Source organism: Winogradskya humida, from assembly GCF_016862215.1.
In the GTDB taxonomy this organism is placed as follows: domain Bacteria; phylum Actinomycetota; class Actinomycetes; order Mycobacteriales; family Micromonosporaceae; genus Actinoplanes; species Actinoplanes humidus.
Window position 1 is genome coordinate 12,109 of record NZ_BOMN01000130.1, and the last position, 12,219, is coordinate 24,327.

At 67.8% G+C, this 12,219-nt stretch carries 12 protein-coding genes; 5 read left to right on the forward strand and 7 right to left on the reverse strand.

Annotation, left to right across the window (positions count from 1 at the left end; all coding sequences use genetic code 11):
* Nucleotides 1-65: 65 nt before the first annotated feature.
* Nucleotides 66-1,124, forward strand: coding sequence for an ABC transporter ATP-binding protein (locus Ahu01nite_RS44410; protein ID WP_203842803.1), 1,059 nt, complete (start codon nt 66-68; stop codon nt 1,122-1,124).
* A 180-nt stretch (nt 1,125-1,304) separates the two neighbouring features.
* Here the strand turns inward: Ahu01nite_RS44410 and Ahu01nite_RS44415 are convergent, their stop codons facing one another.
* The 5 genes from Ahu01nite_RS44415 to Ahu01nite_RS44435 form a co-directional block, all read right to left on the reverse strand.
* Entirely contained in the window at nt 1,305-2,921 is a 1,617-nt protein-coding gene (locus tag Ahu01nite_RS44415) for a beta-N-acetylhexosaminidase (protein WP_239159638.1), read from the reverse strand.
* Nucleotides 2,922-3,128: 207 nt separating this feature from the next.
* Nucleotides 3,129-3,506: a hypothetical protein gene (locus Ahu01nite_RS44420; protein ID WP_203842804.1), complete on the reverse strand. Its 378-nt coding sequence runs from the start codon at nt 3,504-3,506 to the stop codon at nt 3,129-3,131.
* A complete protein-coding gene (locus Ahu01nite_RS44425; protein WP_203842805.1) occupies nt 3,506-4,165 on the reverse strand; it encodes an HNH endonuclease family protein in 660 nt (219 codons plus the stop codon). Before Ahu01nite_RS44425 ends, Ahu01nite_RS44420 begins: the two co-directional genes overlap by 1 nt.
* A gap of 144 nt (nt 4,166-4,309) precedes the next feature.
* Nucleotides 4,310-6,067 (reverse strand): 2-isopropylmalate synthase, encoded by a 1,758-nt coding sequence (gene leuA, locus Ahu01nite_RS44430; RefSeq protein ID WP_203842806.1) that lies wholly within the window; start codon nt 6,065-6,067, stop codon nt 4,310-4,312.
* A gap of 207 nt (nt 6,068-6,274) precedes the next feature.
* Entirely contained in the window at nt 6,275-7,093 is an 819-nt protein-coding gene (locus Ahu01nite_RS44435; protein WP_203842807.1) for a hypothetical protein, read from the reverse strand.
* 220 nt (nt 7,094-7,313) lie between these two features.
* Here Ahu01nite_RS44435 and Ahu01nite_RS44440 point away from each other — a divergent pair, with 220 nt between their 5' ends.
* The 3 genes from Ahu01nite_RS44440 to Ahu01nite_RS44450 are packed head-to-tail and all read left to right on the forward strand — an operon-like array spanning nt 7,314 to nt 10,221.
* Nucleotides 7,314-8,579 (forward strand): aspartate kinase, encoded by a 1,266-nt coding sequence (locus Ahu01nite_RS44440; RefSeq protein ID WP_203842808.1) that lies wholly within the window; start codon nt 7,314-7,316, stop codon nt 8,577-8,579.
* A gap of 8 nt (nt 8,580-8,587) precedes the next feature.
* Complete coding sequence (locus Ahu01nite_RS44445; RefSeq protein ID WP_203842809.1) at nt 8,588-9,649, forward strand: aspartate-semialdehyde dehydrogenase; 1,062 nt, start codon at nt 8,588-8,590, stop codon at nt 9,647-9,649.
* An 11-nt stretch (nt 9,650-9,660) separates the two neighbouring features.
* Entirely contained in the window at nt 9,661-10,221 is a 561-nt protein-coding gene (locus tag Ahu01nite_RS44450) for a TIGR03086 family metal-binding protein (protein ID WP_239159639.1), read from the forward strand.
* Here Ahu01nite_RS44450 and Ahu01nite_RS44455 read toward each other — a convergent pair.
* Nucleotides 10,218-10,595 (reverse strand): DUF4352 domain-containing protein, encoded by a 378-nt coding sequence (locus Ahu01nite_RS44455; protein ID WP_203842810.1) that lies wholly within the window; start codon nt 10,593-10,595, stop codon nt 10,218-10,220. The two genes, Ahu01nite_RS44450 and Ahu01nite_RS44455, sit on opposite strands and share 4 nt — an antisense overlap.
* Before the next feature lie 243 nt (nt 10,596-10,838).
* On the opposite strand from Ahu01nite_RS44455, the gene Ahu01nite_RS44460 reads away from it, so the two are divergent.
* Nucleotides 10,839-11,909, forward strand: coding sequence for a glycoside hydrolase family 19 protein (locus Ahu01nite_RS44460; protein ID WP_438874869.1), 1,071 nt, complete (start codon nt 10,839-10,841; stop codon nt 11,907-11,909).
* 3 nt (nt 11,910-11,912) lie between these two features.
* Here the strand turns inward: Ahu01nite_RS44460 and Ahu01nite_RS44465 are convergent, their stop codons facing one another.
* Nucleotides 11,913-12,209: a hypothetical protein gene (locus Ahu01nite_RS44465; protein WP_203842812.1), complete on the reverse strand. Its 297-nt coding sequence runs from the start codon at nt 12,207-12,209 to the stop codon at nt 11,913-11,915.
* Nucleotides 12,210-12,219 lie beyond the last annotated feature (10 nt).

Sequence of the window (12,219 nt, forward strand, 5' to 3'; positions counted from 1 at the left end):
GAGTGAGACAAAAGCGTCATGATCGACTGCACCGGAGCGAGGAACGAGTGAAGGGCCAGGAGAGCATGACTGAAGCGGCTCGGGGCGAGCGCGAGAACCTGCTCGAGATCAGCGGTTTGCAGATGCACTTCCCGATCACCCGGGGCGTCTTCAAGCGCAAGGTCGGCGCGGTGCGGGCGGTCGACGGCATCGACCTGACCGTGGCGAAGGGCGAGACCGTCGGCCTGGTCGGCGAGTCCGGCTGCGGCAAGTCGACGACGGGCCGGCTGATGACCCGCATCCTCGAGCCGACCGCCGGCAAGGTGGTCTTCGAGGGACGCGACGTCAGCCATGTCGGCAACAAGGGTCTGCGCCCGCTGCGCCGCGACGTGCAGATGATCTTCCAGGACCCGTACTCGTCGTTGAACCCGCGGCACACGGTCGGCTCGATCATCGCGGCGCCGCTGCAGATCCAGAAGATCCCGACCCCGAAGGGCGTCAAGGCCGCGGTCCAGGACCTGCTCAAGCTGGTCGGCCTCAACCCCGAGCACTACAACCGCTACCCGCACGAGTTCTCCGGCGGCCAGCGCCAGCGCATCGGCATCGCCCGCGCGCTGGCCCTGCGCCCGAAGCTGATCGTCGCGGACGAACCGGTCAGCGCGCTCGACGTGTCGATCCAGGCGCAGGTCGTCAACCTCCTCGACGACCTGCAAAAAGAGTTCGACCTGACCTATGTCTTCATCGCGCACGACCTGTCGGTGGTCCGGCACATCTCGGACCGCGTCGCCGTCATGTACCTCGGCAAGATCGTGGAGATCGCCGACCGCGACCAGCTCTACAGCAACCCCCGACACCCGTACACGGTCGCGCTGATGTCCGCGGTCCCGACGCCCGACCCGGCCCGTCGCAACAGTGCACAGCGCAACCGGGTCCTGCTCACCGGTGACGTTCCGAGCCCGATCAACCCGCCCTCGGGTTGCCGTTTCCGCACGCGCTGCTGGAAGGCCCAGGACATCTGCGCCACCGAGGATCCGGCTCTGACCGCCCGCCTCGGCGACCCGGCATCCCACCAGACGGCATGCCATTTCCCGGTCGCCGAAGATGAGGTTGTCGCGGGTCGTCGGCCGGCAAGTTCAAATGCGTAAGAGCTAAATGCAGATGTCGTAGCTCGGTGGGTGGTGCTGACCGCAACTCCCGTCGAGGCCGGGCCCGGAGATCCAAGCTCCGCCGACTGATAGTCCAGGCTTGGGTAGTAACAGAGCGCCAGCGCTCCAGAACGGATCTCCGGGCCCTTCTTTGTGCGTGAGTGGCTGAGCTCCGAAAACCTAAGACCAGGCGATCTGGGGTGACGGGTAGAAGTTGACGCCCTGCTGGGTCCAGCGGGGGCCGTAGGCGCCGAGGCGGGCGGCGAACGAGTCCCAGTCGTGGGTCGACCGCGGTGACCAGCCGAGTTCGGCGATCGCCGGCAGGCGCGGGAACGCCATGAACTCGATGTCGTCCAGGTCGCGCAATGTCTCGGACCAGAGCGGGGCCTCCACGCCGATGACCGCGTTCTCGCCGACACCGGCCACGCGCGTCGCCGGATCCCAGCCGTAGGCGTCGCGCACCTCGATCAGGGCGGCCCAGTCCTGGCCCAGCGGCGTGGACGGGTTGTACTTCATGTCCAGGTACGCCTTGTTCGCCGGGGACATGACCACCTTCGTACCGGTCGTGACGGCCGCTGCCAGGTCGGGTTCGGTGGTGTCGGTGCCCCAGAACTGCGCGACGGCGGTGGACGCCGCGGGCGCTTTGGCGATCTCGTTCCAGCCGTAGGCGGTCTTGCCGTATTTCGCGACCAACGGCAGCACCCGCTGCTGGAATGCGACGTAGTCGGCGTCGCTGGTGGCCTGCGCCTCGTCGCCACCGATGTGGAGGTACGGCCCCGGCGTAATCGCCGCCAACTCCCGGATCACGTCCTCGACGAACCGGTAGGTGGTGTCCGACCCGATGCACAGCGAGCTGTAACCGACCTCGGTGTCCGTCCGCGGCGCCGGCGCCACGCCGTCACACGTCAGCGACGGGTACGCCACCTGAGCCGCGTTCACATGACCCGGCATGTCGATCTCGGGCACGATCGTGACGTAGCGCTTGGCGGCGTACGCAACGATGTCCTTGTATTGGGCTTTGGTCAGGAATCCGGGCCCCTCGCCGTCGACGCCCGTGCCGGCCCCGCCGCTGACCGAGGTGAGCCGCGGCCAGCTGTCGATCTGGATCCGCCAGCCCTGGTCGTCGGAGAGATGCAGGTGCAGGTAGTTGACCTTGAACCGGCTGATCTCGTCGATATACGCCCTGACCTCCCTCGGCGTGTGGAAGTGCCGAGCCTCATCAAGCATCGCGCCCCGATAGGCGAACCGCGGATAGTCCACGATGTCGCCCCCCGCCACCGTCCACACCCGGCGCACCACTCGCGGCGAGTCGATCTCCGCGGGCAGGAGCTGAAGCAACGTACGCGTCCCCGCGAACAGCCCGGCCGCCTTGTTCGCCCTGATCGTCACGCTCGTCGGGCTCACCGCCAGCCGATAGCCCTCATCGCCCAGCCGGTTGTCGCGCGCACCGAGCATCAATGAGATCGTCGGCAAAGCCCGCGGTGCGACGGGTAGCACGGGCAACCCGAATCCCGTGGCCGGCCGCAGCTCACGGGCAAGCAGATCACCCACCGAGCGGGCAGCGTCCGACCCCGGCTGCGTCCGAATCACGGTCAACGCCCCGAGCCGGAACGTCGCTCCCGGATCGGGCCTGACCTCAACGGGCGCCGGGATGACGCTCGAGAGCATCGGCCCAGTGGGCCCGGCGAGCATCGATCTGGTCAACGTCGATGTGGTCAGCGTTGATGTGGTCAGCGTTGATTTGGTCAGCGTTGATTTGGTCAGCGTCGGGGCGGCGAGCGTTGAGCCGGTCAACATTGATTCAGTCAACATTGATTTGTTCAACGTTGATGTGGTCTGCGTTGCGTCTGTCGGGCCGGATCGGGCCGGTGCTGCGGCGGCTGGGTGGGGGATGGCGAACAGGGGGAGGGTCAGCGCCGCCGTGGCGAGTAGGCGGGACATGACGGGGATGGCCATGTGCGGACGCTACATAGCCTATCGTCGATCTGTAAAGGAGCCTGCCGGTCAGCCCTCGGGCCGGTTCAGGATGCCGACGGCGATCGCGTGGACCGCTTCGAGGTCGGCGGGGTCCTTGAGGGTGGCTTTGGCGCCCGTCACGGCGTACCACTCGTCGGCGTCCTTGTATTGGACCTTGACCACGACGGTGCCGGCGGAGAGCTCGCTGCGCAGGGTGAGATCGCCGGTGACGACGCCGACCTCGTCGGTCATCACCCCGCCCTGACCAGCAACGATGTCGGTGCTCTTGCTGTCCCCCGCCGCGGCTGGCTGCTCAGCGGCGGGCGCTTCGGCGGTAGGAGGCGCTTCGGTGGCAGCAGGCGCTTCGGCGGCAGCGGGCTTGGCCGGGTCTGTTGGGGCGGCCGGCGTCGTTGCGGGGTCGCTCATCAGCACTTCCTCAGCATGTCGTCCAGGGCGGTCTTCTCTTTGTCGGTCACCGTCAGTTTCCAGGTGGTCTTCACCGAGATCCAGTCTTTGGCGTATTCGCACCAGGAGCTGGTCAGTTCAGGTTTCCAGGTTGACGGGTCCTGGTCACCCTTTGACCGGTTGGACGACGCTGAAACCGCGATGAGCTGGGGATCGTTGAGATCGTTGGCGAAGTCGCCGCGCTTGTCGGTGTCCCACTTGGCGGCGCCGGAACGCCAGGCGTTGGCGAGCGGGACCATGTGGTCGATGTCGACCTTGGACGGGTCGGTGATCTTGTCGCCGTCGTAGAAGCTGGTCCACGTGCCGGCGACCACGTTGCAACCGGAGAGCTTGACCTTGGTGCCGTCGCGCTGGAGGACCTTGTCGCGGGTGTCGCAGTTGGAGCCCGCGCTGCGCCAGTGGGGGAACTTTTCCCGGCTGTAGCCGCTCATCGAGCTTTCCTTGGCGACGGTCAGCTTGCTGAGCTGGGCGTTGGCGTCACCGGCGCTCTGGCCGCCGGAGTCGCTCGTCGTGGTGGCTCCGGGGGAGCCTGAGCCGTCGGTGGTGGTGACGTCACAGCCGGCGGCTGCGGTCAGGGTGAGGAGGGCAGCGGCGAGGGGAAGGGCGAAACGAGGGGGCACGTTCCAAAGCGTACGAAACGTACGCCCGATTCGCGCGGCAAGTCATCCGTGCCGGGTATCTCCCGCGCGCCGCCGGGGTCACCGGTCGACGCGCGGGAAAGCAGCAGGAAAGCAGCGGGAAAGCAGCGGGAAGGCTGCAGGGACTCAGCGCACCCGGTTGACAGCGCTGGTCACGGCCTTGATGGAGGCGGTGACGATGTTGGCGTCGACGCCGACGCCCCAGACCGTGCGGCCGTTGATCTCACATTCCACATAGGCCGCCGCGCGGGCGTCCTCGCCGGAGGTGAGCGCGTGCTCCGCGTAGTCGAGGACGCGGACGTGGATGTCCAGCGGCTCCAGTGCCTGCACGTACGCGTCGATCGGGCCGTTGCCGACGCCGACGAGCGGGCGGCGGGTGTTGCGGTGCCGGATCTCCGCGTCGATCTCGACCTTGCCGTCCACCGTCGCCGTGGAGTAGCGCTCCAGGTCGATGATGCCGAACTGCTGGTGGTCGATGAGGTACTCGTTGGCGAAGATGTCCCACATCTGCTGCGGGCCGACCTCGCCACCCTCGGCGTCGGTCACGTGCTGCACCACGCCGGAGAACTCGATCTGCAGCCGTCGCGGCAGGTCGAACTTGTGCTCCTCCTTCATGATGTACGCCACGCCGCCCTTGCCGGACTGCGAGTTGACCCGGATCACGGCCTCGTAGGTGCGGCCCAGGTCCTTCGGGTCGATCGGCAGGTAGGGCACGCCCCACGTGAACTCGTCGACGTCCTTGCCGGCTGCCTTGGCGTCCTCGTTGAGCGCTGCCAGGCCCTTCTTGATCGCGTCCTGGTGCGAGCCGGAGAACGCGGTGTAGACCAGATCGCCTACGTACGGGTGGCGCTCGTGCACGGGCAGCTGGTTGCAGTACTCGACGGCGCGCTTGATCTCGTCGATCTGCGAGAAATTGATCATCGGGTCGATGCCCTGGGAGAACAGGTTCAGCCCCAGGGTGACCAGGTCGACGTTGCCGGTGCGCTCGCCGTTGCCGAACAGGCAGCCCTCGACGCGGTCGGCGCCGGCCAGCATGCCCAGCTCGGCGGCGGCGACGGCGGTGCCGCGGTCGTTGTGCGGGTGCAGGCTGAGGATCACGCTCTCGCGGCGGGGCAGGTGGCGGTGCATCCATTCGATGCTGTCCGCGTACACGTTGGGGGTGGCCATCTCGACGGTCGCCGGCAGGTTGATGATCAGCGGGCGGTCCGGGGTGGGGTCGATCACGTCGATCACGGCCGAGCAGATCTCGAGGGCGTACTCCAGCTCGGTGCCCGTGTAGGACTCCGGCGAGTACTCGTAGTAGATCTCGGTGTCCGGGGTGTGGATCTCCGCATACTTCTGACAGAGCCGGGCCCCGGTGGTGGCGATGTCGGTGATGCCGGCCTTGTCCAGGCCGAAGACGACCCGGCGCTGCAACGTCGAGGTCGAGTTGTAGAAGTGCACGATCGCGCGCTTCGCACCGCGGATCGACTCGAAGGTGCGGTCGATCAGGTGCTCGCGGCACTGCACCAGCACCTGGATCGTCACGTCGTCGGGGATCAGGTCCTGCTCGATGAGCTGGCGGACGAAGTCGAAGTCGGTCTGGCTGGCGGCCGGGAAGCCGACCTCGATCTCCTTGTAGCCCATCGCGACCAGCAGGCTGAACATGCGCCGCTTGCGCTCGGGGGACATCGGGTCGATCAGCGCCTGGTTGCCGTCGCGCAGGTCGACGGCGCACCAGCGCGGGGCCTGCTCCGTGCGCTTGGCGGGCCACTGGCGGTCGGGCAGGTCGACGGCGAACTGCTTCTGGAAGGCTTCGTATCGCTGGAAAGGCATGCCACTGGGGGCCTGCCGACCAAAGGGGTCTTGCTGTGCGATGGGGTCAGTGCTTACGTCGCTGGACATGCGAGCTCCTGATGGGTGTGGTCAGTTCACGAGGAACGACCGGCGCGCATCAACTCCGCGACGAGGTGCCGGCCTGTGATGGGGCCTCGTCGCGGCAGCGAAGGAGAAGAAACGCGTGCAGCATGTCGAGATCAACCCTACGTGAACCGAACGGCCGCGGCTAACTCTACGCCCGGATCGTGGGAACAGAAGGGCACGCGGCGAGCGTCACGCGGACGGGGACGGCACCACGAGATTGTCCGACGGCGTGGTGGCCGGCTCGACCGGCGGCGGTGGGGGCGCGTCCAGTCCCATCGGGTCGCCGCCGGTCACGGGGCCGGGGAGATCGATGGTGGAAGGGGGCGCGGCGGGCGTACCCGCGATGGTCAGGGTTCCGAAGCCGACGCGGGCCGCGGTGAGCAGGCCGTCCTCGGCGTAGCAGTAGATGCCGACGTCGACCGGCGCGGAGAGCGAAGCGGAGATCGAGTCGATGGAGTAACAGTTACCCGTCGACCCGGGCAGCGGCTGTGCGGCGGTCACCGACAGCGGGGACTGGCGGTCGGTGAAGACCGGGAGCCACTGCCGGAAGACCCGTTCGGCCTTCGGGTCGTACTTCTTCGGGACGCGGTCGCCCCGGTCGGCCACGCGTACGCAGGACGGCACCACCTGGTAGGTCGCCGACGAGACCGCGCACTGGAACAACCCGGCCTCGGTCTCGGCGATCGCGACATCCGCGGTGTCCCCGAGCGCGCCACGCGGGATGTCCACCCGCCAGCTCCCGTCGGTCGCCATCGTGGCCATCACCGAGCGCTGGGACTCACCCGGCACGTCGAACGTGTAGAGCGCGGTGAACCGGTGATCCTCCGCCCGGGCAGCGCGGGCGGCCAGCTCGACGCGGGCATCGGTGACGTCCTCCTCGGGTGCGCTGGCCGACGGCGAGGGGCCGGCGGTCGGCTCCGCGGGCTCATCGCCGCACGCCGAGAGCCCGGCGGTCAGCATGGTGGCGGCCAGGGCGGACAAAACGCGCGAGAGGGGGCGGGAGCGCATCGAGACATTCTCGCCTCCCCGTGCGCGAAGCGGCCGTTGCCGCCCCGGAACCCCGCGTCGGCGTGTCGCGGTGCCGTCGTCCGTTCACAGCGTGTTGTGGTCAACCGGCCGGATTCTGGGATCGCATGCGGGGGCCGAGCCGGGTCGCGGCTAGTCTGGTCAGCGATTGACGCGCTCTTCAGACTTTTTGTCGAGCTTCATGTGGAAGGGGCCGGCTGCCGTGGCCGTGGTGGTGCAGAAGTACGGCGGTTCGTCCGTCGCCGACGCCGAGCGCATCAAGCGTGTGGCGGAGCGCGTCGTGGATGCCCGCAAGGCCGGTCATGACGTGGTGGTCGTGGTGTCCGCGATGGGTGACACCACCGACAACCTGCTCGACCTGGCCAATCAGGTGACCCCGCTGCCGCCCGGCCGCGAGCTGGACATGCTGCTGACCGCGGGCGAGCGCATCTCGATGGCGCTGCTCGCGATGGCGATCCACAACCTCGGCTACGAGGCCCGGTCCTACACGGGCTCGCAGGCGGGGGTGCTGACGACGTCGCGGCACGGCAAGGCGCGGATCATCGACGTGACACCGGGCCGGCTGCGCACCGCGCTCGACGAGGGCGCGATCGCGATCGTCGCCGGGTTCCAGGGCGTCTCGCAGGACACCAAGGACATCACCACCCTGGGCCGCGGTGGCTCGGACACGACCGCCGTCGCGCTGGCCGCGGCGCTGCACGCCGACGTCTGCGAGATCTACACCGACGTCGACGGCGTCTTCACCGCCGACCCGCGGATCGTGCCGGACGCCCAGCACATCAAGAAGATCACTTACGAGGAGATGCTGGAGCTCGCCGCCGGCGGGGCGAAGGTGCTGATGTTGCGATGCGTGGAATACGCGCGGCGCTTCAAGGTGCCGATCCACGTACGCTCTTCGTACTCGAACAAAGAAGGCACGTTCGTCACCGGCTCGATGGAGGACCCTGGCGTGGAACAAGCACTGATCACCGGGGTCGCCCACGACCGCAGCGAAGCGAAGATCACGATCGTCGGCGTGCCCGACGAGCCCGGCTCGGCCGGCCGGATCTTCGAGACGGTCGCCAAGGCCGAGATCAACATCGACATGATCGTGCAGAACGTGTCGACCGAGGGCACCGGGCGCACCGACATCTCGTTCACGCTGCCGAAGGCCGACGGCCCGACCGCGATGGCGGCGCTGGACAAGATCAAGGAACAGATCAAGTTCAAGAGCCTGCTCTTCGACGACCACGTCGGCAAGGTGTCGCTGATCGGCGCCGGGATGCGCTCGCACCCGGGCGTCGCGGCCTCCTTCTTCGCCTGCATCGGCGAGGCCGGCGTCAACATCGAGATGATCTCCACCTCGGAGATCCGCGTCTCGGTGGTCTGCCGCGACAGCGACCTCGACACCGCCGTCCGCGCGGTCCACGACACGTTCGAGCTCGGTGGGACCGAGACTGCCGTCGTCTACGCGGGGACCGGCCGGTAAAGCCGGCCATGGGTCGGCAGCCCACCCTCGCGGTCGTCGGAGCCACCGGCTCCGTCGGCACGGTGATGCGTGAGCTGCTGACCTCCCGCCGCAACGTGTGGGGCGAGATCAGGCTGATCGCGTCGGCCCGCTCGGCCGGCAAGGAGCTGCCCTGCCGCGGTGAGCAGCTGACCGTCCAGGAGCTGACCCCCGAGGTCTTCGACGGCGTCGACGTCGCGATGTTCGACATCCCCGACGAGCTCTCCCGCGAATGGGCACCCATCGCCGCCGGCCGCGGCGTCACCGTCGTCGACAACTCCCCCGCCTGGCGGATGGAGCGCGACGTCCCCCTGGTCGTGCCGGAGATCAACGGCGAGGCTCTGCGTTACCGCCCGCGCGGCATCGTGGCCAACGCCAACTGCACCACCATGACCATGCTCATGGCGATCGCCCCGCTCCACCACGAGTACGAGTTGCGCGAGCTGGTCGTCGCCTCCTACCAGTCGGTCTCGGGCGCCGGCCAGATCGGCGTCGACATCCTGCACGACCAGCTCAGCAAGGTCGCGGGCGACCGCACCCTCGGCTCCCGCCCCGGCAACGTCCGCCAGGCGGTCGGCGACGACCTCGGCCCCTTCCCGGCCCCGCTCGCCCTCAACGTGGTCCCCTGGGCCGGCGACTTCGGCCCGCTCGGCTGGTCCTCCGACGAGCTCAAACTCCGCGACGAGTCCCGCAAGATCCTCGCCCTGCCCGACCTCAAGGTCTCCGCCACCTGCGTCCAGGTCCCCGTCGTCACCGGCCACTCCGTCGCGGTCCACGCCGTCTTCGGCTCCGAGATCACCGCCGACGAGGCCCGCCAGGTCCTCCGCAACGCCCCCGGCGTCATCCTCGTCGACGACCCCGAGGCCGGCGAATTCCCCATGCCCATCGACGCGGTCGGCACCGACCCGTCCTGGGTCGGCCGCATCCGCCGGGCCATGGACGACCCCCGGGCCCTTGACCTCTTCATCACCGGCGACAACATGCGCAAGGGCGCCGCCCTCAACACGGTCCAGATCGCCGAGATGCTCGCCGCCGAGATCGCCAGGTCCTGATATCAAGAGCCGTGGAATTCGGCCAGGACTACTTCACCGCCCTCAATTGGGTAACCGCCCTCATGCACGCGACCAGCGCCGCTGACCTGGATCGCCCGACCCCCTGCAAGGACTTCACCGTCCGAACCCTGCAGGGCCACCTCCTGGGCACGGCCCATCGAGGCCTCGGCACGGCCCGCGGCATCTCCACCCGAGCCATCCCCCACGTGATCACGGACGTCCCCGACGCCGGCCCGGCCGCCACCTACGCCGAGCTGGCCGCCGAGATCCGCGCCGCCTGGCTCGAACTCACCCCCGACGACCAGGTCACCGCACCGTGGGGTCCATGCACGGCGTTGAACGCCGCCCGCGGCTTCACCGTCGAAACCGTCACCCACGGCTGGGACCTGGCCGTCGCAACCGGCCAGCCGAGCGAGGCACCCGACGGGATCGCCGACCGATGCCTCCACCACGCAGCCACCGTCATCCCGGACCGCCTCCGCGGCGTCATGTACGCCGACCCGGTCCCTGCAGCCGCCACCACCTCCCCGACCGAGCAACTCGCCCACCTGCTCGGGCACGACAGAAGCTAGGACAACGCCACCTCGACGCCGCCCGAGAACATGCTGTCGTGCAGGACGAGCTTGGTGAGCTTGGCCGAGTCCGGAACGTCGAAGATCAGCTTGCCTCTCGCGCTGTTGCCGGGGTTGATCTCGTTGAGGAACGTCTCGCTGTTCTCGTTGGCGTAGATCTCGGCAGCCCCGTCGTTCGAGAACTCGGTGCCCTTGGCATCCAGCGCTTTCTGCGACGAACCGTCGAAATACTGAGCCTCCTTGCCGATGTTCTCTACCTTCACCGTGATCTGGCAGAACTTGCCCTGTGCCTTCTTGTTGAGGAACGAGCTGCCGACCTCGGACTTCGAGCAGTCCATCTTGCTGACCGTGAATTCGAACTTGCCGTCGCGCACGGGATCGCCGAAGCCGGGCGCCGCCTTCTTCGCAGGTGCGGCGGTGGTCTTCTTGACGGCGGGAGCTGCCGCCGCCGTGGTGGTCTCGGGAGCGGCAGCTGCGGCCGGTCAATCGGTGGGGGAATTGTTTTAATCTCTGAAGTTTCCTAATAGATATTGCCGCGAAGCAGGCCATCTAGTTCAATCTATGTGTTCCCCCTCATCCCCACGCGAAAAAGGTGATCCATGCCCAGAAGACGGCTCATGGCGATAGTTGGTGTGGTGCTGGCCGGTGTCGCGACGGCGATTGTTCCGATGACCGCTTCCAATGCGGCCGAGGCCTGCGTGGCGGCGTACGGCAGCTCGACGGTTTACACCGGTGGGCAGCGGGCTTCCTACAGTGCGCACAACTGGACCGCGAAGTGGTGGACGCAGGGGGAGACGCCCAGTACCGGTGGGTCCGGGGTGTGGACCGACAACGGGGCCTGTGGTGGCGGGAGCGACCCGACGACGCCGCCCGGTGGGTGCAGCTACCCGAACTGGGTGGCGGGGACGTGGTATCCGGCCGGTTCGATTGTGAAGTACTCGAACGGGGGCTACTACCGGGCGAAGAACGAGAACCCGGGCTATGACCCGATCATCAGCACCTGGTACTGGGAGCCGTACTCCTGCTCCGGTGGCACCACGCCGCCGACGACGCAGCCGCCGGGAAACTCCAGCTTCCCGGTGACCGAGGCGCAGTTCAACCAGATGTTCCCGAGCCGGATCGGCTTCTACTCGTACGCGGGCCTGGTCGACGCCGTGAAGAAGTATCCGGCGTTCACCACGACCGGCAGTGACACGGTGAAGAAGCAGGAAGCCGCGGCTTTCCTCGCGAACGTGAACCACGAGTCCGGTGGTCTGGTGTACGTCGAGGAGCAGAACCAGGCGAACTGGCCGCTCTACTGTGACACCAGCCAGTCGTACGGGTGTCCGGCGGGGCAGTCCGCGTACCACGGGCGTGGGCCTATTCAGCTGAGCTGGAATTTCAACTACAAGGCTGCCGGGGACGCGCTCGGGATCGACCTGCTGAACAATCCTGACCGGGTCAAGAACGAGGCGTCGGTGGCCTATCAGACCGCTGTCTGGTACTGGATGACGCAGCGCGGGCCGGGCACGATGACGCCGCACGACGCCATGGTCAACAGCGCTGGTTTCGGTCAGACGATCCGGAGCATCAACGGTTCGCTCGAGTGCGACGGGCGTAATCCCGCGCAGGTGCAGAGCCGGGTGGACGCGTACAACCGGTTCACCGCGATTCTCGGGGTCAGCCCGGGAGCCAATCTCTACTGCTGATTGTCACACTGCGAGCTGCGGGCGGGCCGGCACTCCGACGACCACGGGTGCCGTCCCGCGCTGCGGCAGCAGATAGGGCACCGGGCCGGGCACCAGCATGGATTCCACGGCCGGTGCGATCGAGCGGCGGTCGTTGAGCTGGATCAGGCGTGCGGCGCGGGCCAGGGATCCGGTCTCACCGTCGCGGAAGCCCTCACGGTAGCCCTTTTCGTATCGTTCGCCGCGGCCGAGTGCGCGGCCGATGGCGAAACAGGAAGAGCCGGCGAGAGCGATCAGGAAGAGCAGCGCGAAGGGGGTCACGACGAACCTC